This is a genomic window from Pseudomonas sp. M2(2023) (assembly GCF_030263955.1).
In the GTDB taxonomy this organism is placed as follows: Bacteria; Pseudomonadota; Gammaproteobacteria; order Pseudomonadales; family Pseudomonadaceae; genus Aquipseudomonas; species Aquipseudomonas asiatica.
Map to the genome: position 1 here is coordinate 1,891,914 of NZ_CP127114.1, position 23,860 is coordinate 1,915,773.

At 64.3% G+C, this 23,860-nt stretch carries 18 protein-coding genes; 12 read left to right on the forward strand and 6 right to left on the reverse strand.

The features are described from left to right. Nucleotides 1-49 precede the first annotated feature (49 nt). From QN085_RS08765 to QN085_RS08820, 12 genes are all read left to right on the forward strand, one after another. Nucleotides 50-4,558, forward strand: a complete 4,509-nt coding sequence (locus tag QN085_RS08765; protein ID WP_023662612.1) for an NEL-type E3 ubiquitin ligase domain-containing protein — start codon at nucleotides 50-52, stop codon at nucleotides 4,556-4,558. Between the two features lie 120 nt (nucleotides 4,559-4,678). Further along, the gene (locus QN085_RS08770) at nucleotides 4,679-9,109 is read left to right on the forward strand and encodes a dermonecrotic toxin domain-containing protein (protein WP_013971829.1); all 4,431 of its coding nucleotides are present in this window, start codon (nucleotides 4,679-4,681) and stop codon (nucleotides 9,107-9,109) included. A 122-nt stretch (nucleotides 9,110-9,231) separates the two neighbouring features. Beyond that, a complete protein-coding gene (locus QN085_RS08775; RefSeq protein WP_013971830.1) occupies nucleotides 9,232-10,878 on the forward strand; it encodes an acyl-CoA synthetase in 1,647 nt (548 codons plus the stop codon). A 12-nt stretch (nucleotides 10,879-10,890) separates the two neighbouring features. Next, nucleotides 10,891-11,658, forward strand: coding sequence for an SDR family NAD(P)-dependent oxidoreductase (locus QN085_RS08780; RefSeq protein WP_013971831.1), 768 nt, complete (start codon nucleotides 10,891-10,893; stop codon nucleotides 11,656-11,658). 11 nt (nucleotides 11,659-11,669) lie between these two features. Next, on the forward strand, nucleotides 11,670-12,863 hold the full coding sequence (locus QN085_RS08785; RefSeq protein WP_024086601.1) for an acetyl-CoA C-acyltransferase: 1,194 nt from the start codon (nucleotides 11,670-11,672) through the stop codon (nucleotides 12,861-12,863). Nucleotides 12,864-12,871: 8 nt separating this feature from the next. Then, complete coding sequence (locus QN085_RS08790) at nucleotides 12,872-13,999, forward strand: acyl-CoA dehydrogenase (protein WP_013971833.1); 1,128 nt, start codon at nucleotides 12,872-12,874, stop codon at nucleotides 13,997-13,999. 13 nt (nucleotides 14,000-14,012) lie between these two features. Beyond that, nucleotides 14,013-14,786, forward strand: a complete 774-nt coding sequence (locus QN085_RS08795; RefSeq protein ID WP_023662690.1) for an enoyl-CoA hydratase — start codon at nucleotides 14,013-14,015, stop codon at nucleotides 14,784-14,786. Nucleotides 14,787-15,458: 672 nt separating this feature from the next. After that, on the forward strand, nucleotides 15,459-15,872 hold the full coding sequence (locus QN085_RS08800; RefSeq protein ID WP_285690443.1) for a hypothetical protein: 414 nt from the start codon (nucleotides 15,459-15,461) through the stop codon (nucleotides 15,870-15,872). 8 nt (nucleotides 15,873-15,880) lie between these two features. After that, a complete protein-coding gene (locus QN085_RS08805) occupies nucleotides 15,881-16,285 on the forward strand; it encodes a TraR/DksA family transcriptional regulator (RefSeq protein WP_003259022.1) in 405 nt (134 codons plus the stop codon). Between the two features lie 178 nt (nucleotides 16,286-16,463). Then, entirely contained in the window at nucleotides 16,464-16,655 is a 192-nt protein-coding gene (locus QN085_RS08810; RefSeq protein WP_024086603.1) for a hypothetical protein, read from the forward strand. Nucleotides 16,656-17,065: 410 nt separating this feature from the next. Then, nucleotides 17,066-17,536, forward strand: a complete 471-nt coding sequence (locus QN085_RS08815; RefSeq protein WP_003259020.1) for a hypothetical protein — start codon at nucleotides 17,066-17,068, stop codon at nucleotides 17,534-17,536. Continuing rightward, nucleotides 17,533-17,745, forward strand: a complete 213-nt coding sequence (locus tag QN085_RS08820) for a hypothetical protein (RefSeq protein WP_013971837.1) — start codon at nucleotides 17,533-17,535, stop codon at nucleotides 17,743-17,745. The genes QN085_RS08815 and QN085_RS08820 overlap by 4 nt, the downstream gene beginning before the upstream one ends. Before the next feature lie 12 nt (nucleotides 17,746-17,757). On the opposite strand, the gene QN085_RS08825 is transcribed toward QN085_RS08820, so the two are convergent. The 6 genes from QN085_RS08825 to QN085_RS08850 are packed head-to-tail and all read right to left on the reverse strand — an operon-like array spanning nucleotide 17,758 to nucleotide 23,815. Then, nucleotides 17,758-18,123, reverse strand: coding sequence for a Na+/H+ antiporter subunit G (locus QN085_RS08825; RefSeq protein WP_003259017.1), 366 nt, complete (start codon nucleotides 18,121-18,123; stop codon nucleotides 17,758-17,760). Continuing rightward, nucleotides 18,120-18,398, reverse strand: coding sequence for a K+/H+ antiporter subunit F (locus tag QN085_RS08830; RefSeq protein ID WP_003259015.1), 279 nt, complete (start codon nucleotides 18,396-18,398; stop codon nucleotides 18,120-18,122). Before QN085_RS08830 ends, QN085_RS08825 begins: the two co-directional genes overlap by 4 nt. Next, nucleotides 18,395-18,883: a Na+/H+ antiporter subunit E gene (locus tag QN085_RS08835; RefSeq protein WP_024086605.1), complete on the reverse strand. Its 489-nt coding sequence runs from the start codon at nucleotides 18,881-18,883 to the stop codon at nucleotides 18,395-18,397. Before QN085_RS08835 ends, QN085_RS08830 begins: the two co-directional genes overlap by 4 nt. Further along, nucleotides 18,880-20,559, reverse strand: coding sequence for a monovalent cation/H+ antiporter subunit D (locus tag QN085_RS08840; RefSeq protein WP_013971839.1), 1,680 nt, complete (start codon nucleotides 20,557-20,559; stop codon nucleotides 18,880-18,882). The genes QN085_RS08835 and QN085_RS08840 overlap by 4 nt, the downstream gene beginning before the upstream one ends. After that, on the reverse strand, nucleotides 20,556-20,900 hold the full coding sequence (locus QN085_RS08845; RefSeq protein ID WP_013971840.1) for a Na+/H+ antiporter subunit C: 345 nt from the start codon (nucleotides 20,898-20,900) through the stop codon (nucleotides 20,556-20,558). The genes QN085_RS08840 and QN085_RS08845 overlap by 4 nt, the downstream gene beginning before the upstream one ends. Then, the gene (locus tag QN085_RS08850) at nucleotides 20,900-23,815 is read right to left on the reverse strand and encodes a monovalent cation/H+ antiporter subunit A (RefSeq protein WP_015269660.1); all 2,916 of its coding nucleotides are present in this window, start codon (nucleotides 23,813-23,815) and stop codon (nucleotides 20,900-20,902) included. The genes QN085_RS08845 and QN085_RS08850 overlap by 1 nt, the downstream gene beginning before the upstream one ends. Nucleotides 23,816-23,860 lie beyond the last annotated feature (45 nt).

Sequence of the window (23,860 nt, forward strand, 5' to 3'; positions counted from 1 at the left end):
GCCGCTGACAAGCATCGTGACAAGTCGATCACTGACCAGGAAATCGACGATGTCTCAACCTGCCTTGCACCCCAAGTTGCTTCACCCCGCCGAAGATTTCATCGCGCAAAGCTTGCCGGCCTGGCTGAAGGCGGCCAAGCCCAAGCAGCTTGCCAGGCTGCAATTGCGTTTCAACGCCTATCTGGCGAGCCAGCGGCAGATGGCAGGGTTCGCCGACCGCCTGCAGCCTCTGGACCGTTTTGCCAAGCAACTGTTCGAGCCTGCCTTGCGCCAGGACAGCCAGCTGAAGCTGCAGGTCGACCTGGACAAACTGGTGTGGCGCGAAACACGCGCACGGCTGGATGTGAGAACCGGCTTGATCCCTGATTATCAACCGTACTTCGTGCGCATGCCGGCCTTGCAAAAGCTGTTGCAGAACTTCAAGGCCAGCGAGTCCTTCTTCCTCGGCACCGCCTTGACCCTTCCGGGAGCCCATCAGGACGAGCAGGTGGTGAGCGAAGACATCGACCGGATTGTCAGCCTGTGCCGCCAGGTGGATGTCGGCAGCGCCTACCAGCGGCACCTGGCGCAGGTATTGACCCCTGACTTTGAAAAAGCCCTGACTACCGACCGGCGCCTGGAACTGGCCGTGGCGGTCGAGATCGCGGCCATCAAGCAGCAGCTGGATCCGGAAGACCTGCTGGTGCTGCGTATCGCGTGCAAGGTTGAACCCGCCGTGATCAAGGGGCCGGTGCAGCTGGAGATCGGTGCACTGCAGGTCCTTGGCTGCCGGGTGGATGGCGCGCTGGCCGTTGAGTTGATCGAGCAGCCCCGCCACCAGTCCACGTTTCCCTTCGGGGTGCCTGGGCGCTTGAAAAGAGTGATCCTGTATACCCCTGACGATCAGGCGCAACCCCTGCGCGCGTTCACCAACTGGGATGAGGCGAACCGCGTCCTGGCCACGGCGATGGGCAACCAGGCCTATCGACAGGCATTTGTGCGGCGCATTGCCTTGAATGATCGCGCCACTTGCGAGCAGGCTTTGGCCACCCGCTTGCAGGATGCACAACCTGACCTGGAACCTCGCAGGGTGTTGGAAGCGGGGGACGGTTTTGCGTCGATGGCCGCCTGGCACATGCAGCGAATCAAAGCCGATGCACGTTTCCTTGCGGTGCCCACCGCCCAGGCCGATGACGCGGCTGCGGAGCAGCGCCTGGACGAGCTCAAAGGCGCTGGCCTGGTCTTGCTCAACCTGGCGGGCTTGTTCGTGCCGGTCATCGGGGCTTTGCTGGTGGCGGACCTGGCCAGGCAACTGTTGACCGAAACTTTCGAGGGCGTGCGCGACTGGCAGTTGGGCCATCAGCATGAGGCCTTGATGCATATGCTTCAGGTGGCCTTCAGCGTGGCAACCACCGGTGCGGTGGTTGTCGGTGCCCACCTGGCCCGCAGCGCATTCGTCGAAACCCTGGAGCCGGTCATCACCGAAGATGGCCGGCAACGGCTGTGGCGCAATGAGCTGGCGCCTTACCAGGACACTACTCCACCCGTTCAGCTGACGGAGCTCGACAACGGTTTGCTCGCCGAGGGTGAGCGCCATTGGTGGCGGTCGAATGGTGCCTTGTATCGGGTAAGGCAAACCGCCAATGGCGCTTGGCGCTTGCTGCATGCCGAAGGTGACACGGCGTTCGGGCCGGTGCTGGAACGTTGCTCTGCGCGTGGCTGGCGGCTGGCTTACGAGCGGCCACTGGAATGGCAGGGCGCCGCACTGTTGCTCGGGCGGCTTTGGCCGGCGGCGACCGCGATGGACGCCGTGCGGGTGGAACAGGTGCTGAAGGTCGCGGATGTCGACGAGGCCTACTTGCGTGGCCTGCTGGTGGAACGGCGCGGGTTGCCGGTGCAGCTGCGCGATACCTTGCAGCGCTTTGCCGTGGACGCACGCGCGCAGGCCTTTTTCAGCCGGCTGGAAGCGGGGGAGGCTGATACCGCTACCGAGCTGTGGCAATGGTGCATCGAACGGTTGCAACTGCAGGGTGAAACCGTCGAAGAACAGGTGCTGTCGATCCGTGACGCGGCAAGCGAGTTGCGTGAGGCGATGCTCGAGCATTTCTCCAGGCTTTATCTGGCCGACGACCCGCTGCTGGGCTTGATCCAGCGCGACTTCCCGACGCTGCCAGACGCCTATGCCCTCGATGTGCTCGAGCAGGCCACCGAGGCTGTGCGCCTGCGCATGCAGGCAGAGTCTCGCCTGCCGCTGGCGTTGGCTGAACAGGCGCGGGTGGCCCTGCAGCTGGCGCGCCTGACCCGCATGCGCGAAGCGTTGTACCTGCAGGGCAGTTATCGGCCGGAAGTGGTGGCGCTGGTCTTTGCCCTGCTGCGTCGGCATGGCCCCGGCGCTGCCGGGTTCAATCTGGTATTGCGCCGTGACCCGTATGCCGGGGCAGCGATGGAGCGGCTGTTCGCCGAGACCGACCTTGAGCAGGCCGTGGTGCTGGTCAGGCGGGAGGGGCGCTTCCAGCTCTACAACGACAGAGGCTTGCCGGATGAGCGCGAGGTCGCCGCCCCCGAGGGGCTGTTCGAGGTGCTGGCCGCTTGCCTGCCCGTGGAATACCGGGTGCGACAGGGTTGGAATGGCGCCGATGCGCCGACCAGAATCCGCGAGCAGATGCAGGCCTGGCTACCCGGTGACCGGCAGGCCCTGCTGCGCCTGCTCGGTTGGCGGGAGGCAAGGCCCATGGCATCGCCCATGCAGCGTTTGGCCGATGGCCGAGCGGGCTATCCATTAGGCGGCTGCCAGTCGTGCATCGGCTCGCCGGAGCGCGTGGTGCGGCAGCGGGTGCGCGCGTTGTATCCCGGTATCGGGGATGCCGGCGTCGATCGCTATGTCCAGAGCCTGTTGGACATGCGCGGGGGGCTGTTCGAGAACCTGCTGCGCGTCGAGCAGGAATACCGCCGCCTGGATGACAGCTTGCTGGCCTGGGTTGAAGAGGTAGCGGGCAGCGCCAGCCGTGCACGCCGACGCGTCGCAGATTCGATGCGGCGTGCCTGGCAGATGCGCAGCGACCGCGCCGCCGGGGCTATCGGCAACGATGCAATGCTCAGCCTGAGCATCGTCGCCGTACCGGTGGGCAGCCTGCCCGCGTTGCCGGTCGGGACGGACTTCTCGCACGTTTCGGAATTGACCCTGTCGGCGCTCGGTCTGGATGCCATCCCGTCGGGGTTCCTCGCCTGCTTCCCCAATCTGCTGTGCCTGGACATGAGCGACAACGCCTTGCGCGCGCTACCTGCGGGGCTGGAGCGGTTGACCGCCTTGCGCCAGTTGCTGATGCCGCGCAACCGTATTCGTGTCTCGGAGCCGCAGGCCAATGTGCTGACCGGCCTGGCGCTCTTGCGTTCGCTGGACCTGAGTGACAACCCGCTCGGCGACATCAGGCTACAGTTCGAGCGGTTGCCCAGCCTGCGGATCCTGCGTTTGAACCGGGTGCAGATGACGGCGCTGCCCCGGGGCCTGGAGTGGTGTGGCCTGTTGGTCTTCGCCGACCTTCGCAACAACCAGATAGCCGAGTTGCCGGCAGCCTTGTTTCAGGCCCCGTTGCAGTTGCGCCGTGCCATGCACCTGGAGGGCAATGCGCTGTCAGTGCAGGATCTCGATCGCCTTTATTCCGTCGAACGCCTGCTGGACACGCCCCGCCCGCAACGGAACGCCCCGGCCCGGGAACAATGGTTGCAGACCTTGGCCCCAGCAGCGCGGCAGGAGCAGCAAGGAAAATGGGATGCGCTGAATGCCGAGCCCGGCAGCCTGGCTTTCTTCGAGCTGCTTAGACAACTGACGAGCACGGCCGAATTCAGCAAGGCGCCGGCCGAACTCGGATTCAGGGTATGGGCAATGCTGGATGTCGCCCATGCCGATACCGCCACGCGCATGGCGCTGTTTGACCTGGCAGCGGAGCCCATCACCTGTGTGGACAGCGTTGCCATCGTGTTCAGCCGCCTCGAGGTGCGCATGCATGTCGAGCAGGCCACCCGCGGCGGTGACCCGATCTCGACCCGCTCGGCACGCCTGCAGTTGGCCAAGCGGCTGTTTCGCGTGCACTGGGTAGAGAAAATCGCCCGGCGCGAAATGGACGCCCGCTACCAGGATGGACGCTGGAGCCGGGGAAATCATGATGAAGAGGAGGTGGAGGTCAATCTTGCCTACCTCAGCGGCTTGGCCCAGCGCCTGGACCTGTTGGGCCAACCTCGTCATATGCAGTTTGGCAGGCTGGCCAACGTGTCGCCGCTGCAACTGGAGGAGGCCTTCAAGGAAGTGCTGGAGGTGGAGGCGGGTGAGCAACGGATCGTGTTCATCAGCGAGCGTGATTTCTGGTTGCCGGTACTGCGAGCAGAGCATCCGGACGACTTCGAAACCCTGGAAGCGCAATTCTCCCTGCGGATGGAAACTCTGTACGAGCAAAGGGAGGCCTTGACCAGTGACGAGTACCGGAAACTGGGCGACGCCCTGCGCGATGAACGCGAGCAGGCCCTGGCCAGACTTGCCCAGCGCCTTACGCACGAAGCGTTCATGGTGCCAGAGGCAAAGTGACGGCGCTTCACGGGCGGCACGCAGTGTGCCGCCCTGCTTCTACCGCAGGGGTTCCCTCTGCGCAAGCGCTGGCAGGTTGCACACCATGCGTGGCTTTCGACAGCCATCCAGGGACCTGCCATGACCCGCGAACCACACGCACCACAGCCCGCATCAGCGTCTTCCAGCCACTTGCACGACGGTTTCATCGGTGACCGGTTGCCTGCCTGGCTCAAACAGGCCACGCAAAGCCAGATACGCACCTTGCGCGAAAGCCTGGAAGCCCATCATGCCACCCAGGCCCGGTTGCGCGGGATCACCCTGGCGCTGCCGTCACCGCAGCAGTTCGCCGAACGGCAATTCGCCAGTTTGTTGCGCGAGCCGCTGCCGGGCGACGTAGCGTTCTGGCAGTTGGAGTGGCTGGAGGTTTCCCATCGTTTCTCGTCCACGCCCGGCGCAGAGCCGCAATTTCCCACTTACGGGCAACGGCGTGAAAACGGCTTGCTCCGCCTGATGCGCAACTTTGCCGCCAGCAACGATTTCTACCTGGGAACCGGGTTGGTCGCGCCGGGGCAGGAACGGGTACTTTCGCGAGGCACCGATGAACTGGTCGAGGCGTGCCGCAAGCTCGATGCCGGGCGCCTGTACCAGCAGGAGCTGGACCGCACATTCGATGCCGCGGCACAGCGCATCTTGTGTGAAGACAAGCGCTCCGGGCTGCGTCTGGCCGTGGAGGTTGCCGCGCTGAAAGGCGAGATCACCGAGCCGGTCAAGGAGGCATTGCAAGCCCTGGTGGATAAACCCGCGGATCGGCGATCCGCCAGCCTCACGGGCCACCCGGGCCTGCTCGAAGCCCTCGGTTGCCCAGTGGCGGATGGTGTGTGGATTCAACTTCGCGACACGCATGGGCAAACGCAGGGCGGCGTGCTCTACCTGCCCAGCGACCCGGTACAGGCGTTGCGACACTTCGACAGCCATGCCTCGATCAACCGCGCGCTGGTGGCCGAGCTGCGCCATGAACCCTATCGCCAGGCGTTCAGCCAGTTGATCGGCCTGGATCAGCGTGCCGGGTTCATGCACAAGCTGCAGGCCCGCCTGAAGGATGACAAGCCGGACCTGGAGCTCGATGGCAGCGTGCCGCAACATGACATTTTCCAGGCGCTGGCTGCACAGCAGACCAACCGGGTGAAGCAGGATGGCCGCCTGTTGCTGGTGGCAACTGCCGATGCCGATGAAGCCGCATCGCGTGAGCGGCATGAGGCGTGGAAGGCCGCCGGTCTCGATGTGCTCAACCTCGCTGGGCTGTTTATTCCGGTGGTGGGCGGCTTGCTGCTCGGGCAACTGGTGGCCCAGACCCTCTCGGAGGTTTTCGAGGGCACGCAGGACTGGTTGCGAGGCCATCAGCACGAGGCGCTGGAGCATATGCTGGGGGTTGCCGAGATACTGGCGGGCACCGCCGCGACTGTGGTGGGCGTCACCTTCGTGCGCAGCGCGTTTGTCGCGGCGCTGGAGCCGGTAAGGCTCGCCAATGGGGCGGGGCGTTTGTGGTCCCGAGATCTGGCAGCCTTTGCCTCGACCCCTGAAACGATCACCTTGGGTGCGGACGGGGCCTATGCCGATGGCGAGCGCCGCTGGATGAAGGCCGACGGGGTCTTCTACGAAGTTCATCGGCCTGACCCCGATGGCCCCTGGCGTCTGCGCCACCCCGGTCGCGAAGAGGCGTACGGACCGGTCGTGCTGCACAATGGCGAACGCAGCTGGCGCTTGATGCATGATGAGCCGCAGTGTTGGCGCGACCCTGCGAAAATGCTCGATACCCTTTGGCCGCGCGATCAACCTTTCGATAACCAGCAGGCGCAGCGGATCTTGCGCATGGCCGGCATCGATGAGGACGAACTGCGCGGCCTGCTGGTGGAAAACCGGCGAACGCCTGCCACCTTGCGGGAAACCCTCAGGGCATTCGATGCCGATGCCCGGATCGACACGTTCTTCCGCAACCTGGAACGCGACATTGTCTCCGATGAGGACTTGCAGCTGCTGGCCTGGTGCGAGTCCCGACCGGGCGGCGTAAAAGGGCGTGCCGCAGTGCTGGCGGACCGGCCAAGGTCGAGCGACCTGCTGTTCGCACGGCTGACACGCCTGCCCGAATCGGCGGAGCCTTTGCTCAAGCCGCTGATGGCGCTGGGGCTGCCTGAGCCCTATGCGCGCGATCTGGCTGACCGAGCAAGTCACGAGGCTCGCCAGCTGTTCGTCAGTGGTGGAAAGTTGCCGCAAAGCCTGGCCACCCAGGCCAGGTCGTTGTGCTCGCAGGCGAAGGTGAGCAGGGCGCTGGCAGGGTTTTATCTGCCGAGTGCATATAGCGACGAAACGGGCATGTTGGTGCTGGCATTGCTGAATGTCGAGGCCATTGATGCGTTCAGCCTGGCGTTGAGCAATGCTGCTGCGGATGCCGTGGCGTTGAAACGCATCGGTTCGGTTGGCGATGCGGCCGAGCAGCGGGTGCTGGTGCGTGAGCAAGGGGTCTTTGCCTTGTATGACGGGCAGGGCCGAAAACTCGCGATGCAGCCGCCTGCTTCCTCGTGCATCTTCCAGGCCGTGCTGGCCGCGCTCGAATCGCGCAGCCTGCTGGGCCGTCTGGGCCTGGCCGAGAACGCCAATGCCGAGCGCCTGCGCGAGAAGCTCATGGCGCACCTGGGCACCCATGAGGAAATCGCCCGCATGCTGGGCTGGGCACCGACAGAGCGCTGGTTCAACCCCGGGCAGCGCCTCGCCGATGGCCGTGTCGGCTACCTGCTCAGTGGGCGCGCATCACCGCCCACCACACCCAGGGAGCAGCTGCGGGCCGGCCTGAGGCAGTTCTTCCCGGGGCTGGGCGATTCGCTGGAAACGCAAGTTGACCGCTGGCTGCTGCAGAATGTGTCGGTCGCCGATGCGCTCCTGGCGCTGCAGGACGATTTTGAGCAGTTGGACCGCGCGCTCAATGGTTGGGTGTCGGCTGCGCTGAGTGACACTTTGCGGGCGCGACGCCAGCTGTTCGCCGACCGATTACGGCGTGCCTGGCAGGCGCTTGGTGACGATGTGGTGGTCGACCGTGACGGCAGGCGCCAGGGGCTGCGCCTGGTCCTGAATGATCTGCCAACGGATTCGTTGCCGGTCATGCCCGCGCCTATCGATTTCTATCACGTCACCACCCTGGTACTGAGCGAGACGTCCATCGGGGTGGTGAACGAGGAGTTTCTGCGGGCATTCACCTACCTGCAGGAGCTGGACCTGAGCCACAACCAGCTGTTGCGCTGCCCGCGCGGGCTTGGCTACCTGACCAACCTGCGCCGGTTGCGCCTGGGGCATAACCGCATTCGCCTGGATGCCCATGCCATCGAAGCACTGAACGGGTTGCCGCTGCTCAGCCACCTCGACCTGAGCTACAACAGCCCGCTGGGGGTGTACGAAATGCGCTTCCATCACCTGCCTCATCTGATCGAGCTGAATTTGCGCCGCTGCGGGCTCAGCGAGTGGCCCAGAGGGCTCGAGCTGTGTGGCTTCCTGCAACGAGCCGACCTGCGTGACAATTTCCTGCGGGGTGTGCCTGACGGCGTGCTGGCCATGCCGCTGGAGTTTCGCCAGCGCATCCTGGTCGATGGCAACCGCCTGAGCATGGCCGATTACGGCAAGCTCTATGCCTTGGAGCCGCTGCTGGAGGAACCGCAGGAAGAGATCGGCCGAGCCTGGTGGGTCGGTTCCGACTCCGCCAGCCATGGGCGCGGCGAGCTTTGGGACCGGCTGAGCACCCGGGACGAAAACACCCGCCTGTTCGATCTGCTGGAGCTTTTGCAAGGCTTGGCGGACTTCAGCTGGCCCAAGGCTTATCTGCTGCGCATGGGCTGGCAATGCCTGTCGATGCTGGAGACAGACGTCGAGTTCGCTCGCCAGGCGCAACTGGCGGCCGACAATGTGGTGATGGATGACAACGGTGCCATCGACCTGTTCAGCCGACTGCTGCGTCTGCATGCCGAGCGCGACGCGGCAGGCGATAGCGCCCAATCCCGTGGCCCGAGGTTGCTGGCATTGGGGCGCGCCTTGCAACGCCTGGACCGCCTTGAGGAGTATGTCGAGGCCGAGCGGCAAAACCTTGAAGGCTTCGCCGAGCCCGCGGTACTGGCGACGTTGGCAATGCGTTACAGGGTACGCTTGCGCACCAGGCTCAGGTTGCCCTTCCAGCCCGCCAGAATGCGCCTCAGGGCGGCAGCTGTAGGGTTGAGCGAGCATCGGCTGCAGGCGGCAGAGGCGGCCGTGGAAAGGGCGAACGTTCTCGTTGATGTAGTCGCAAACCTGTGCACGCGCGCATTCTGGCAGCGTTTTTTGCAACAGCACTTCGCCCAGCCGTTCAATGACCTTGAGCAACTCGCTGCGGAGCAGCGGGCAGCACTTGCGGTAAGGCGCGATGAACTGGGTGAAGCACAGTATCTGAACCAGGAACAGGCTCTGGATGCGCAGCTGCAGGCCGATCGGCTGGCGTTGCAACTGCAACTGACCGAGCACTACGTGATCAGCCTGGAGCGCGCACCGGGCTGATGGCCACCGGCCAAACCGGTCATCCAGTTTGACAACTTAGGCCATTGCCGCGACGCCAGCGCGGCGCGAACATCGTCGGACCGATGGTTCAACTCCAAAAACAAGAAACCAGGAGTCCGACGATGCGCGATTACACCGAGGCCGCTCGTGCGTTCGACCATGGCCAGGCTGCTGCGGCGGCGCTGCATGGCAACCTCGAAGCCCTCAATGCCTGTGTCGAATGTTGCGACCGCCATGCCGGTGAGGGCAAGACCGCACTGGTCTGGGAAGACCGCGAGGGCAACAGCGTGCGCTTGAGCTTCGACCAGTTGCAGGCACTGGCGGCCCGTTTCGCCAATGTGCTCGAAGCGCAAGGCGTGGGTGCGGGTGACCGGGTCGCCGGCCTGATGCCGCGTACCCCCGAGCTGCTGGTCACCATCCTCGCCACCTGGCGTCTCGGCGCGGTGTACCAGCCACTGTTCACCGCGTTCGGCCCCAAGGCCATCGAACATCGCCTGGAGCAGTCCCACGCCCGCGTGGTCGTCACCGACAGCCACAACCGCGCCAAGCTGGACGATGTGCACGCCTGCCCGACCATCATCACCGTCAATGCCCGCAATGGCGAGCTGGACTTCCAGCAGTGCCTGGACAAAGCCGCAGACAAATGCGAGCCGGTCATGCGCTCGGGCAACGACCCGTTCCTGCTGATGTTCACCTCCGGCACCACCGGCCCGGCTAAACCGCTGGAAGTGCCGCTGCGTGCCATCGTCGCGTTCCAGGGCTACATGCGCGATGCCATCGACCTGCGCCCCGAGGACAACTTCTGGAACCTGGCCGACCCGGGCTGGGCCTATGGCCTGTATTATGCGGTCACTGGCCCGCTGTCGCTGGGCCATGCCACCACCTTCTACGATGGCCCGTTCAGTGTTGAAAGCTGCGCACGGGTGATCGACAAGCTGGGCATCACCAACCTGGCCGGCTCGCCCACCGCGTACCGCCTGCTGATTGCCGCCGGGGATGACTTCTCGGCACCGATCAAGGGCCGCCTGCGGGTGGTCAGCAGTGCCGGTGAACCGCTCAACCCGGAAGTGATCCGCTGGTTCGCCGACGAACTGGGCGTGACCATCCACGACCACTACGGGCAGACCGAACTGGGCATGGTGCTGTGCAACCACCATGGCCTGCAGCACCCGGTACACCTCGGCTCGGCCGGCTTCGCCATCCCCGGCCACCGCATCGTGGTGCTGGACGAGCAGGGCAACGAACTGCCCGCCGGGCAGCCGGGCATCCTCGCGGTCGACCGCGAGCAGTCGCCGCTGTGCTGGTTCGCGGGCTACCACGGCCTGCCGACCAAAGCCTTCGTCGGCAAGTACTACCTCAGTGGCGACACCGTCGAACTGAACCAGGACGGCAGCATCAGCTTCGTCGGCCGCAGCGACGATGTGATCACCACCTCCGGCTACCGGGTCGGCCCGTTCGACGTCGAGAGTGCACTGATCGAGCACCCAGCGGTGATCGAAGCGGCGGTGATCGGCAAACCGGACCCGGAGCGCACCGAACTGATCAAGGCCTTCGTGGTATTGGCCAGCGGTTACCAGGGCAGCGCCGAGCTTGAAGAGGCTTTGCGCCAGCACGTGCGCCAGCGCCTGTACGCCCATGCCTACCCAAGGGAAATCGAATTCGTCAGCGAGCTGCCCAAGACCCCGAGCGGCAAGCTGCAACGCTTCATCCTGCGCAACCAGGAAGTCGCCAAACAACAAGCGCAACAGGCCACCCCTGCCAGCGCCTGAAAGGAACCGATCATGCAGATAGCCAACAAACACTTCATCGTCAGCGGCGCCGCCTCCGGGCTGGGCGCTGCCACCGCGCAGATGCTGGTCGAGGCCGGCGCCAAGGTCATGCTGGTCGACCTCAATGCCCAGGCCGTTGAAGCCAAGGCTCGCGAGCTGGGCGAAAACGCCCGTTTCGCGGTAGCCGACATCAGCGACGAGCAGGCCGCCCAGGCGGCGGTCGATGCGGCCGTCAGCGCCTTTGGCAGCCTGCACGGGCTGGTCAACTGCGCCGGCATCGTCGGTGCCGAGAAAGTGCTGGGCAAACAGGGCCCGCATGGCCTTGCCAGCTTTGCCAAGGTCATCAACGTCAACCTGATCGGCAGCTTCAACCTGCTGCGCCTGGCCGCCGCGGCCATGGCCGAAGGGGCTGCCGATGAGGGGGGGGAGCGCGGGGTGATCATCAACACCGCCTCCATCGCCGCCTATGACGGCCAGATCGGCCAGGCGGCCTACGCTGCTTCCAAGGGCGCCATCGCCAGCCTGACCCTGCCGACCGCCCGCGAACTGGCGCGCTTCGGCATCCGTGTGATGACCATTGCCCCGGGCATCTTCGAAACGCCGATGATGGCCGGCATGACCGAGGAAGTACGCGCCTCGCTGGCCGCCGGCGTGCCTTTCCCACCGCGCCTGGGGCGCCCGCAGGAATATGCCGCGCTGGCCCGCCACATCATCGAGAACAGCATGCTCAACGGCGAGGTTATCCGCCTCGACGGCGCACTGCGCATGGCTGCCAAGTAAGGAGAGCGAACATGACCCTCGCCAATGACCCGATCGTTATCGTCAGCGCCGTGCGCACGCCCATGGGCGGCCTGCAGGGCGACCTCAAGAGCCTGACCGCGCCGCAGCTGGGCAGCGCCGCCATCCGTGGTGCCGTGGAGCGTGCTGGCATCGATGCTGCCAGTGTCGAGCAGGTGCTGTTCGGCTGCGTGCTGCCGGCAGGCCAAGGCCAGGCACCGGCGCGCCAGGCCGCGCTGGGCGCCGGGCTGGACAAGCACACCACCTGCACCACCCTGAACAAGATGTGCGGTTCGGGCATGCAGGCGGCGATCATGGCCCATGACCTGCTGCTGGCCGGCACTGCCGATGTGGTGGTGGCCGGTGGCATGGAAAGCATGACCAACGCCCCGTACCTGCTGGACAAGGCCCGTGGCGGCTACCGCATGGGCCACGGCAGAATCATCGACCACATGTTCATGGACGGCCTGGAAGACGCCTACGACAAGGGCCGCCTGATGGGCACCTTTGCCGAAGACTGTGCCCAGGCCAATGCCTTCAGCCGCGAAGCCCAGGACCAGTTCGCCATCGCCTCGCTGACCCGCGCCCAGGACGCTATCAAGAGTGGTCGCTTTGCTGCCGAGATCGTGCCGGTCGAGGTTACCGAGGGCAAGGAGAAGCGCGTCATCAAGGACGACGAACAACCGCCCAAGGCGCGCCTGGACAAGATCCCGCAGCTCAAGCCGGCCTTCCGCGAAGGCGGCACGGTGACCGCCGCCAACTCCAGCTCGATTTCCGACGGTGCTGCGGCGCTGGTGCTGATGCGCCGCTCCGAAGCCGACAAGCGCGGCCTCAAGCCGCTGGCGGTGATCCACGGCCACGCCGCCTTTGCCGACACCCCGGCACTGTTCCCGACCGCGCCGATCGGTGCCATCGACAAGCTGATGAAACGCACTGGCTGGAACCTGGCCGAGGTCGACCTGTTCGAGATCAACGAGGCTTTCGCCGTGGTCACCCTGGCGGCCATGAAGCACCTCGACCTGCCGCACGACAAGGTCAATATCCATGGCGGCGCCTGCGCCCTCGGCCACCCGATCGGCGCTTCCGGCGCGCGCATCCTGGTGACCCTGCTGTCGGCCCTGCGCCAGAACAACCTGCGCCGTGGCGTGGCGGCCATCTGCATTGGCGGTGGCGAGGCCACGGCCATGGCTGTCGAATGCCTGTACTGAGGTGAATCATGCTGGTAACTGACGAGCAACAACAGATCGCCGACGCGGTACGCGCCTTTGCTCAGGAGCGCCTGAAACCGTTTGCCGAGCAATGGGACAAGGAACACCGCTTCCCCAAGGAGGCCATCGACGAGATGGCCGAGCTGGGCCTGTTCGGCATGCTGGTGCCGGAGCAGTGGGGCGGCAGCGACACCGGCTACGTGGCCTATGCCATGGCCCTGGAGGAAATCGCCGCCGGTGACGGCGCCTGCTCGACCATCATGAGCGTGCACAACTCGGTGGGCTGTGTGCCGATCCTGCGTTTTGGCAGCGAGCAGCAGAAAGAACAGTTCCTCACCCCGTTGGCCAGCGGTGCGATGCTCGGCGCCTTCGCCCTGACCGAACCGCAGGCAGGCTCCGACGCCAGCAGCCTGAAGACCCGGGCACGTCTGGATGGCGACCACTACGTGCTCAATGGCAGCAAGCAGTTCATCACCTCCGGGCAGAACGCCGGGGTGGTGATCGTGTTTGCCGTGACCGACCCGGACGCCGGCAAACGCGGGATCACTGCTTTCATCGTGCCCACCGATTCGCCGGGCTACCAGGTGGCGCGGGTTGAGGACAAGCTCGGCCAGCACGCCTCCGACACCTGCCAGATCGTTTTCGACAATGTGCGCGTGCCGGTGGCCAACCGCCTGGGCGCCGAAGGGGAGGGCTACAAGATCGCCCTGGCCAACCTCGAAGGCGGCCGTATCGGCATCGCCTCGCAGGCGGTGGGCATGGCCCGCGCGGCGTTCGAAGTGGCGCGTGACTACGCCAACGAGCGGCAGAGCTTCGGCAAGGCGCTGATCGAGCACCAGGCGGTGGCCTTCCGCCTGGCCGACATGGCGACGAAGATTGCCGTGGCCCGGCAGATGGTGCTGCACGCTGCCGCGCTGCGCGATGCCGGGCGCCCGGCGCTGGTGGAAGCGTCGATGGCCAAGCTATTTGCCTCGGAAATGGCCGAAAAGGTCTGTTCGGATGCCTTGCAGACCCTGGGCGGTTATGGCTATCTGAGCGACTTCCCGCTGGAGCGGATCTACCGCGACGTTCGGGTTTGCCAGATCTACGAAGGCACCAGCGACATTCAGCGCATGGTCATTGCGCGCAATCTTTGAAGGAGCAGACTGCATGGCATTCGAAACTATCCTGTTGGATATCCACGGCAAGGTCGGCCTGATTACCCTCAACCGCCCGCAGGCGCTGAACGCGCTGAACGCGCAGATCGTCGGCGAGATCAACCAGGCCCTGGACCAGCTCGAGCGCGATCCGAACATCGGCTGCGTGGTGCTGACCGGTTCCGCCAAGGCCTTTGCCGCTGGTGCCGACATCAAGGAAATGGCCGAGCTGCAATACCCGCAAATCTACGTTGACGACCTGTTCAGCGATTCCGACCGCATTGCCAACCGGCGCAAGCCGATCATTGCCGCGGTGTCCGGTTTTGCCCTGGGCGGCGGCTGCGAGCTGGCGATGATGTGTGACTTCATCTTGGCGGCGGACAATGCCAAGTTTGGCCAGCCGGAAATCAACCTTGGCGTGCTGCCGGGCATGGGCGGCACCCAGCGCCTGACCCGTGCGGTGGGCAAGGCCAAGGCCATGGAACTTTGCCTGACCGGTCGCCTGATGGGGGCTGAGGAAGCGGAGCGTGCCGGGTTGGTGGCGCGTATCGTGCCGCAGGCTGAGCTGGTGGAAGAGGCGCTGAAGGTGGCCGCGACCATTGCCAGCAAGTCGATTCCGGTGAGCATGATGGTCAAGGAGAGCGTCAACCGTGCGTTCGAAGTCACCCTCAGCGAAGGTGTGCGCTTCGAGCGGCGGGTGTTCCATGCGGCGTTTGCTACCGAAGACCAGAAAGAGGGGATGGCTGCGTTCATTGCCAAGCGCGAGGCGCAGTTCAAGGACCGCTGATTGGAATCGGCATTGCCGTTGCCGTTGCCGTTGCCGTTGCCGTTGCCGTTGCCGTTGCTTTTGCTTTTGCTTTTGCTTCTAAGCGCACGGTAGCTCAGGCGCCGCCGATTGCGACTTCAGGAGGCCGAGCGAAGGGACTGCGGAGGGAGGTGACGGGCATGGATGCCCGTCAAGCGCTGAGGCCCCATGGATGGGGCCTGCAGCGCGTACTCCCGGGAGCAGGCCCGTAGCGAGGGGACCCCGGAGCGCAGCGTAGGGGCCGGATGATAGGAGCCAGCGTTTTTTGGTTACTTTTTGTCGCGTTTGACAAAAAGTGACCCGCCGTAAGGGCGGAAAGGTGATTAAGCGCCACCTTCGAAAATGAATGTTGACCTTGTTGTTGATGCCCACGCTTGAAGGCGAAGAGCGAAGAGCGAAGAGCGAAGAGCGAAGAGCGGAAACGTACTGGTCTTGATCTCGCGCATAGTCCATTTACGATGGCGACGCTTACTCACCTTTTCGCCCTTACGGCGAGTCACTTTTTGTCAAACGCGACAAAAAGTAACCAAAAAACGCTGCGCTCCCATCATCCGGCCCCTCCGCTACGCTACGGGGTTCCCTCGCGCCGGTCTTGCTCCCGGGAGGACGCGCTGCAGGCCCCATCCATGGGGCCTCAGCGCTTGACGGGCATCCATGCCCGTCACCTCCCTCCGCAAAACCTCTGCTCGGCCTCCTGAAGTCGCGAAGATCAAGATCAAGATCAAGATCAAGATCAAGATCAAGATCAAGATCAAGATCAAGATCAAGATCAAGATCAAGATCAAGATCAAGATCAAGATCAAGATCAAGAGCCAGAGCCAGAGCCAGAGCCAGAGCCAGAGCCAGAGCCAGAGCCAGAGCCAGAGCCAGAGCCAGAGCAGAGGGCGCCGACTGGCGGAATGTGGGCACCGGAAGCAAATTCGCACCCAATTGCAGTTGCTCCACGCGACGTGGCGCCTTAGACTGCCGCCCCCTGTAAAAGAGTGCCGGTTGGCGCTTGAAGAATTCTGCTGCCGATGCCGAGGCGTCGGCGGCACCCGAATCGCCCAAATGCACATTTTTTCATAGAGAAATCGATGACCAAGGAACAGTTGCTGGCCATGTCGGCCGATGACTACATGAACGCTGACCAGCTGGCTTTCTTCGCTGGCCTGCTGCAGGCGATGAAAGTCGAAACCCATGAACGCATCGAGCTGAGCCGTGCCACCATCGAAGGCCTGGACACCCCGTCGGATCCTGCCGACGTGGCTTCGGTCGAAGAAGAGCGTAGCTGGCTGGTGAACGCCATCGACCGCGACCAGCGCCTGCTGCCGCAGCTGGAAATGGCCCTGGACCGTATTGCCGACGAAAGCTTCGGCTGGTGCGATGACAGCGGTGAACCAATCGGCCTGAAGCGTCTGCTGATCAGCCCGACCACCAAGTACTGCATCGAAGCCCAGGAGCGCCACGAGCAGCTCGATCGCCACCAGCGCCAAGTGTAACCCCGCGCGGTGTGCCAAGCCCCACGGAGCGATCCCTGGGGCTTTTTGCGTTTCTTACCGGCGGCGGTTTTGTTGCCCTGCACGTAACACTGCTGTACCGGGATGCGCTGTTTCCGCGCCATAAGCAGGCGTATCATCACTTTATCGTTAGGGTGCTAATTAAATTCCGGAGGGAATGATGAATAGCCGGGTCGATGTAGCCGTGATGATTGGTTCGGGTGTGCCCGCCACACTGCGTGCACTGGGTAAACGCGTCTGCTGGGTGGTGCTGGTCAATGGCGAACGCCGTGGTACCGCATTTGCCACCCGTGAAGAGGCCTTGGAGTGCCAGGCGGCCTGGCAGCAGTTGAAGAAGGGCCTGGCTGCCTGATCGCCGTGAGTGCTGCCGGCAAGCGAACGGGGTGTTGTTCAGGGCGTTCGCTTGTAAGAAATGTACTTTGCCTCTCGACGAATTTCGGTGTTTTCGTGCATATTCTTTCCCCAGTAATGCGCTGATGGATTGCAGGGCCCGTTCTTACGTGCGCTCTGGCATTGCCTGTCGCATTTTTTCTGGCGGTTTTGCTGTCAGACATTGCGCTTCCCGAATCGGGAATATGCCGAAAGCCTGTATTTGAGGCCAGATCTGGCAAGCCAGGGTAAAGATTCCCGCACGCTGCATCGCCAGCGGGCGCAGACATTTCGCATATCGCTTTATTACTCTTTTCGCCTATCGATAAGAAATGGCCGTGCCTCACCGAGCTTTGGGTGAGGGCGGGTTGTAACCGGTTGAGGATTACTTCATTGGCAGTCAGCACTCTTGATACCCATGCGTTGTTCGCCTTGGGCGACTTGCGCGGTAAATTGGCCCAGCTGTTCCAGGGCCGCTTTGTCTATGTTACGGAACAGAGTCCCGAAGGCCTGTACATGGCCGAAATCGACACCGAAAGCGCATTGGTCGTCGATGACAAGCAGCGTTTGGAACTGAAGGTCGGCGACCACTTTCGCGCCGCCGTGCTGCCCAGCCGGGAAGGCGGCAAACTGGAAATGCGCTTTCGCGAAATCAAGTTGAACGTATATGGCGTGGGCGACTATGCCTTCGTGTCGGTGCCTGAAGGCGAGGGCATCGTGTTCCGTGAAGGCCACGGTGTGATGCTGGTATTCGCCGCACAGCAACAAGTGCAGGAAGGCCTGGGCAAGTTGCTCAAGGCGGTGACCGGTAAGGTTGCCAAATGGCGCAAGGGTGAGCTGACCACCTTCAAGGCCAGTGAATGACCCACAGTGACGACGCGCCTGCCACGCGTGCCGAGTTCCATCGGCAGCACCAGGCGGATGCCGTGGCCGAGGCCGAGCGTTTGCTGGCCAGGCGCGAAGAACTGCAAGGCGCCTGGTTGAACTGGGTGGCAGGGGAATTATACCGCCTCGGCCGGCCGCCTTATGCGGCCATGGTCCGGCGCGAGTTGCAGCGCCTTGCCCAAGGGTGAGGCGGCGACCTGTCAGTTGCCTCGATCACGGCCGCTGCTGACTTCTTCAGGGACCGGCTCTTTCGCCATGCGCTTGCGGAACAGCGCCGCCCGGGCCAGCAACAGTGTGGTCACCGGCACGGTGATCGACAGCAGGATCGGAATCAGCCAGGCGTGCAGCACCGGGGCTTCCTTGAGCCAGGAAAAATAGATGATCGAAGCCAGTGCCACGCACCAGGCACCAATGGTCGAAGCCAGTGCCGGCGGGTGCATCCGCTGGAAGTAGTCCTTCAGCCGCAACAGGCCCACGGCACCGATAAGGGCGAAAAGGCTGCCGGTCAGCAGCAGCGCGGCGGTGACCAGCTCCAGCCAGAACGGGAGTTGCAGGGTTTCAGTCATTCGATAACCTCACCGCGTAGCAGGAACTTGGCCAGGGCAAACGAGCCAACGAAACCGAATAGCGCAATCAGCAGGGCACCTTCGAAGTAGGTGTCACTGGCATAACGGATTCCAAGTACCAGCATGGTCAGCATGGCCAGGATGTACAGGTAGTCCAGCGCCAGCACCCGGTCCTGGGCGGACGGGCCGCGGAACAGCCGGATTAGTGCCAGGGCCATGGCCAGGGCGAAGATGAACAGGCTGGCGAGGACAGCATTGGCGAGCAGGCCTGTCATTGGAAAATCTCCATCAGCGGGCGTTCGTAGGTGTCCTTGAAGTGCTGGATGAAAGCCGCCTCATCGTCCAGGTCGAACACATGCAGCAGCAACACGGTGCGGTCCAGCGCCAGCTCGGACCAGACCGTGCCGGGCACTACCGTGGTAATCATCGACAACGCCGCCAGGCCATGCGGGTCGCGCAGGGCCAGCGGGATGTGCACGAACGCCGAGCGTGGCGGCTGCTTGCCGGCGCGCAGCACGCCACGGGCAACCATCAGGTTGGACATGATCACATCGATGCCGACCCGGCCAATCAGCCGGGCGATGGCCAGTGGGCGCCGCACATGGGCATGCTGCGGGCGCAGCGGTGCCATCAGCAGCGGCGCCAGCACGCCGAGCGCGGCTGCCAGCAGCAGGTTGCCGGGGCTGACCGATAGGTTCAGCAACAGCCACAGGCCGAACAGCGAAACCGATAACAGCGGTGCGGGGAACAGTCGATTCATGGCTGCACCTGTACGTCGAGCGAGGTGGGGCCAGGAATCGGCCGGGCGGCCATCACGGCTTCGATATAGGTGTCGGGGGCCTGCAGGCTGGCGGCGGTGTCCTGGGTGTAGCGCAGCAGCGGCTCGGCCCTGAAGCTGAGGATGAAGCACAGGCCGAGCAGGATGACGATGGGCAGGCATTCATAGCGGCGCAGCACCGGCGACGGGCGCTCTTCAGGCTTCCAGAAGCGTTGGATGCCGACGCGGCCGAAGGCGATCAGCGAGGCCATACCAGACAGGACCAGCAATGCCACCAGGCCCCAACCCGCCATGCCCAGCGGCTGCTCGGCAGGCACGCCCAGCCCTTGCGGGTTGAACAGCGCGCTGATCAGGTTGAGCTTTCCGACAAAGCCCGACAGCGGCGGCATGCCGATGATCAACAGGGCGCAGGCGATGAAGCTGAGGCCGAGGAAGGCCATGGTCCACGGGATGATCTGGCCGATCACCACCTTCTGTTCATCGTCGAGGTTGATGCCCTTGGGCGGGTGCAGTGATTCCAGTGGTGGCGGCATGGCGTCTTCTTCGTCGTCCAGCGGTGCTTCGTTGGCCGAGCGCGAACGTTCGACCAGTTCGGCGAGCAGGAATAGCGCGCACAGCGCCAGGGTCGAATTGACCAGATAGAACAACGCCGCGCCGGTCAGCGCCGATTGCGCAAAACCGACGGCGCCGAGCAGGGTGCCGGCTGAAACCAGGATGCTGAGGGCGGCCATGCGCTCCAGGCGCTGCGCGGCCATGATCGACACTGCCGCCACCGCCAGGGTGACCAGGCCACCGTACACCAGCCATTCACCACCGAAGTGCGCCGAGGCCCCGGCCTGCCCTGAGAACAGCAGAGTCCACAGGCGCAGCACGGCATACAGGCCGACCTTGGTCATGATGGCGAACAGCGCCGCCACCGGCGCGCTGGCCGAGGCATAGGCCGGTACCAGCCAGAAGTTCAGCGGCCAGATGCCGGCCTTGACCAGGAAGGCCATGGCCAGGATCGCCGCGCCAGCGTGCAGCAGGCCACGGTCGGCCTCCGGCACCAACGGAATCTTCAACGCCAGGTCGGCCATGTTCAGGGTGCCGGTCACGCCATACAGCATCGCGGCGCCGATCAGGAACAGCGACGAGGCGAACAGGTTGATGGCAATGTAGTGCAGGCCGGCACGCACCCGGGCGCGGCCCGAGCCATGCAGCAGCAGGCCATAGGAAGCGGCCAGCAGCACCTCGAAGAACACGAACAGGTTGAACAGGTCGGCGGTGAGGAAGGCGCCGTACAGGCCCATCAGCTGGATCTGGAACAGTGCGTGGAAGCTGGCCCCGGCACCGTCCCAGCGAGCGCGGGCAAACAGCAGGGCACTGAAACCGATGATGCCGGTGAGGGTCAGCAGCAGGGCCGACAGGTGGTCTACCACCAGCACGATGCCGAACGGTGCCGGCCAGTTGCCGGGCAGGTAGACACCGATCGATTCCGCCTGGCCCTGGCTGCGCACCCACAGCAGCAGGCTGACTGCGATGGCCAGGCCGGCGAAGGTCGAAAGCAGGTTCAGCCGGGCCTTTGTCCGCCGGTGTTTCTCGCCCAGCAACAACATCAATGCCGCTGTAACCAAGGGCAGCAGGATGGGCGCGATGATCAATTGGCTCATGCCACTCATTCGTCACGCTCCCGGCCATCCACGTGGTCGGTACCGGTCAGGCCGCGCGAGGCCAGCAACACCACCAGGAACAGCGCGGTCATGGCGAAGCTGATGACGATGGCGGTGAGCACCAGGGCCTGAGGCAGCGGGTCGGTGTAGTGCAGCAGGTCCTGGGGCACGCCGTCCTTGATGATCGGTTCCTTGCCGATGAACAGGCTGCCCATGCTGAAGATGAACAGGTTGACCCCGTACGACAGCAGGCAGAGGCCCATGATCACCTGGTAGGTTCGCGGGCGCAGGATAAGCCACACTCCCGAAGCGGCCAGCACGCCGATGGCAACTGCAATCACTTCTTCCATCAGGCGGCTCCTGCTTGGCTGGTTTTCGCCGGGTTACCCGGGCGGTAGGCGCGCACCGACTGGTGCGCCAGGGCGGTAAGGATCAGCAGGGTCGAGCCGACCACCACGGTGAACACCCCGACATCGAAGAACAGCGCGCTGGCCACGTGCACATCGCCGAGCAACGGCAGGTGCAGGTGGGCGGTATGGGTGGTGAGGAACGGGTAGCCCAGCAGCATGGCGCCCGCGCCGGTCAGGGTTGCGCACAGCAGCCCGGTGCCCATCCAGCGCAGCGGGCGCAGGCTCATCTGCGCCTCGACCCACTGGGTGCCGGCCACCATGTACTGCAGAATGAACGCCACCGACATCACCAGGCCCGCAACAAAGCCGCCACCGGGCTGGTTGTGGCCACGCATGAACAGGTACATCGACACCAGCAGGGCGATCGGCAGCAGCAAGCGCACCAGCACCGCGGGCACCATCATGAAGCCCAGGGCGGTGTCGGTGGCATGCCGTGGGTTGATCAGGTCGGTGACCACGTCGGGTGCCAGCTGACGCTGTTGCGCCGGCAGTTGCATGCTTTCCTTGGGCGGGCGGAAGCGCCGCAGCAGGGCGAACACGGTCAGCGCCACAGCCACCAGTACGGTGATTTCACCGAGGGTATCGAAGCCACGGAAGTCGACCAGCATGACATTGACGACGTTGGTGCCACCGCCCTGGGGGAGTGCCCGGCTCAGGTAGAACGAGGAAATGTCGTTCGGCGTCGGCCGGGTCAGCATGGCGTAGGACAGCACGGCCATACCGCCACCTACCAGCACCGCCAGCAGCAGGTCGCGCAGGCGACGCATGCGCGCACGCTCGAGGCTGCCCGGCAGCGGCGATACGCCTTCGATTCGCCGCGGCAGCCAGCGCAGGCCGAGCAGGATCAGCACGGTGGTGACCACTTCCACTACCAGCTGTGTCAGGGCCAGATCGGGCGCGGAGAACCAGACGAAGGTGATGCAGGTCATCAGGCCGCAGACGCTGACCATGATCAACGCCGCCAAACGGTGATACTTGGCCTGGTAGGCAGCGCCGATGGCGCAGGCGATGGCGATCAGCCAAAGCGCGACAAACACGCCAGAACCTGGAATCTTCGGCCGGTCGCCCCAGCTCAGGCCACTGTAGAGCATGGGGGTGAGGCCGGCGAGGAAGGCGGCGAGCACCAGCATGAACAGCTGCGATTGCAGGCGGCGGCTGGTGAGCAGGCGCTCGATGCGCCGCGCCAGCAGCATCAACTGCACCTGGCCGTGTTCGAACAGGCGCTTGCCGTTGAAACGCTCGATCACCGGTGGGTAGGGGAAGCGGCCAAGGCGCAGCTGCTTGCGCAGCAGCAGGTAAAGCACGATACCGCCGCTCATGGCCACCAGGCTCATGATCAGCGGCGCGTTCCAGCCATGCCAGATGGCCAGGCTGTATTCCGGTAGGGTGCCGCCCACCACAGGCAGGGCGGCGGCGGCCAGCAGCGGGCCGACCGACTGGGCAGGGAAGATGCCTACCACCAGGCAGGTAAGCACCAGCAATTCGACCGGCGCACGCATCCAGCGTGGCGGTTCGTGTGGTGTGTGCGGGAGGTCCTGTGCAGTGGGGCCGAAGAACACATCGACGGTGAAGCGCAGGGCATAAGCCACGCTGAAGGTGCCGGCCAGGGTGGCGACCACCGGCAACGTGGCCTCGACCCAGGCAGTGGAGCTGATGAACACCGTTTCGGCGAAGAACATTTCCTTGGACAGGAAACCGTTCATCAACGGCACGCCGGCCATCGAGGCGCTGGCCACCATGGCCAGGGTGGCGGTATATGGCACCAGGCGTATCAACCCGCTGAGGCGGCGGATGTCACGGGTACCGCTTTCGTGGTCGATGATGCCGGCGGCCATGAACAACGAGGCCTTGAAGGTGGCGTGGTTGAGAATGTGGAACACCGCCGCGACCGCGGCCAGCGGGCTGTTCAGGCCCAGCAGCAGGGTAATCAGGCCCAGGTGGCTGATGGTCGAGTACGCCAGCAGGCCCTTGAGGTCGTTCTGGAACATGGCGGCGAAGGCGCCGAGCAGCAGGGTGAGGGCGCCGGCACCGCCGACGATCCAGAACCACTCTTCGCTGCCCGACAGCACCGGCCACAGGCGCGCCAGCAGGAACACCCCGGCCTTGACCATGGTCGCCGAGTGCAGATAAGCCGATACCGGGGTGGGCGCTGCCATGGCATGGGGCAGCCAGAACTGGAAGGGGAACTGTGCGCTCTTGCTCAGGGCGCCGATGAGAATCAGCGGCAGCAGCACCGGGTACAGCGCATGCTGGCGAATGGTGTTGCCGGCAGCCAGGACCTTGTCCAGATCGTAGCTGCCGACCACATGGCCGAGCAGCAGGGCACCCACCAGCAGGCACAAGCCGCCCGCGCCCGTGACCATCAGCGCCATGTAGGCGCCGCGGCGGGCGTCGGCACGGTGGTGCCAGTAGCCGATCAGCAGGAACGAGAACAGGCTGGTGAGTTCCCAGAAGAACACCAGCTGGATCAGGTTGCCGGAGATCACCAGGCCGAGCATGGCGCCCATGAAGGCGAGGAAGAAAGCGAAGAAGCGCGGCACCGGGTCTTGTGGTGACATGTAATAGCGGGCGTACAGCGACACCAGCGTACCGATGCCCAGCACCAGCAGCGAGAACAGCCAGGCGAAGCCGTCCATGCGCAGCACAAGGTTCAACCCAAGGCTGGGCAGCCAGAGGAACTCTTCGCGAATCACGCCACCGTGGGCAACCTGAGGGTACAGCAGTGCTACCTGGACAGTGCCGACCAGGGCCACGAGCCCGGCGAGAATGGACTCCGCGTTACGTGCGTTGTGCGGCAGCACGGCTGCCAGGCAACTGCCCACGAACGGCAGAAGCAATAGCACTATCAATGACATAGCGTTCTATTCTGGAGAAGTTTGCAAAGAATCATACGTGCCGAG

Coding starts and splice junctions, on each gene's coding strand:
- QN085_RS08765 (WP_023662612.1), top strand. CDS start 50: ATGTCTCAACCTGCCTTGCACCCCAAGTTGCTTCACCCCGCCGAAGAT.
- QN085_RS08770 (WP_013971829.1), top strand. CDS start 4,679: ATGACCCGCGAACCACACGCACCACAGCCCGCATCAGCGTCTTCCAGC.
- QN085_RS08775 (WP_013971830.1), top strand. CDS start 9,232: ATGCGCGATTACACCGAGGCCGCTCGTGCGTTCGACCATGGCCAGGCT.
- QN085_RS08780 (WP_013971831.1), top strand. CDS start 10,891: ATGCAGATAGCCAACAAACACTTCATCGTCAGCGGCGCCGCCTCCGGG.
- QN085_RS08785 (WP_024086601.1), top strand. CDS start 11,670: ATGACCCTCGCCAATGACCCGATCGTTATCGTCAGCGCCGTGCGCACG.
- QN085_RS08790 (WP_013971833.1), top strand. CDS start 12,872: ATGCTGGTAACTGACGAGCAACAACAGATCGCCGACGCGGTACGCGCC.
- QN085_RS08795 (WP_023662690.1), top strand. CDS start 14,013: ATGGCATTCGAAACTATCCTGTTGGATATCCACGGCAAGGTCGGCCTG.
- QN085_RS08800 (WP_285690443.1), top strand. CDS start 15,459: ATGCCCGTCACCTCCCTCCGCAAAACCTCTGCTCGGCCTCCTGAAGTC.
- QN085_RS08805 (WP_003259022.1), top strand. CDS start 15,881: ATGACCAAGGAACAGTTGCTGGCCATGTCGGCCGATGACTACATGAAC.
- QN085_RS08810 (WP_024086603.1), top strand. CDS start 16,464: ATGAATAGCCGGGTCGATGTAGCCGTGATGATTGGTTCGGGTGTGCCC.
- QN085_RS08820 (WP_013971837.1), top strand. CDS start 17,533: ATGACCCACAGTGACGACGCGCCTGCCACGCGTGCCGAGTTCCATCGG.
- QN085_RS08825 (WP_003259017.1), bottom strand. CDS start 18,123: ATGACTGAAACCCTGCAACTCCCGTTCTGGCTGGAGCTGGTCACCGCC.
- QN085_RS08830 (WP_003259015.1), bottom strand. CDS start 18,398: ATGACAGGCCTGCTCGCCAATGCTGTCCTCGCCAGCCTGTTCATCTTC.
- QN085_RS08835 (WP_024086605.1), bottom strand. CDS start 18,883: ATGAATCGACTGTTCCCCGCACCGCTGTTATCGGTTTCGCTGTTCGGC.
- QN085_RS08840 (WP_013971839.1), bottom strand. CDS start 20,559: ATGAGTGGCATGAGCCAATTGATCATCGCGCCCATCCTGCTGCCCTTG.
- QN085_RS08845 (WP_013971840.1), bottom strand. CDS start 20,900: ATGGAAGAAGTGATTGCAGTTGCCATCGGCGTGCTGGCCGCTTCGGGA.
- QN085_RS08850 (WP_015269660.1), bottom strand. CDS start 23,815: ATGTCATTGATAGTGCTATTGCTTCTGCCGTTCGTGGGCAGTTGCCTG.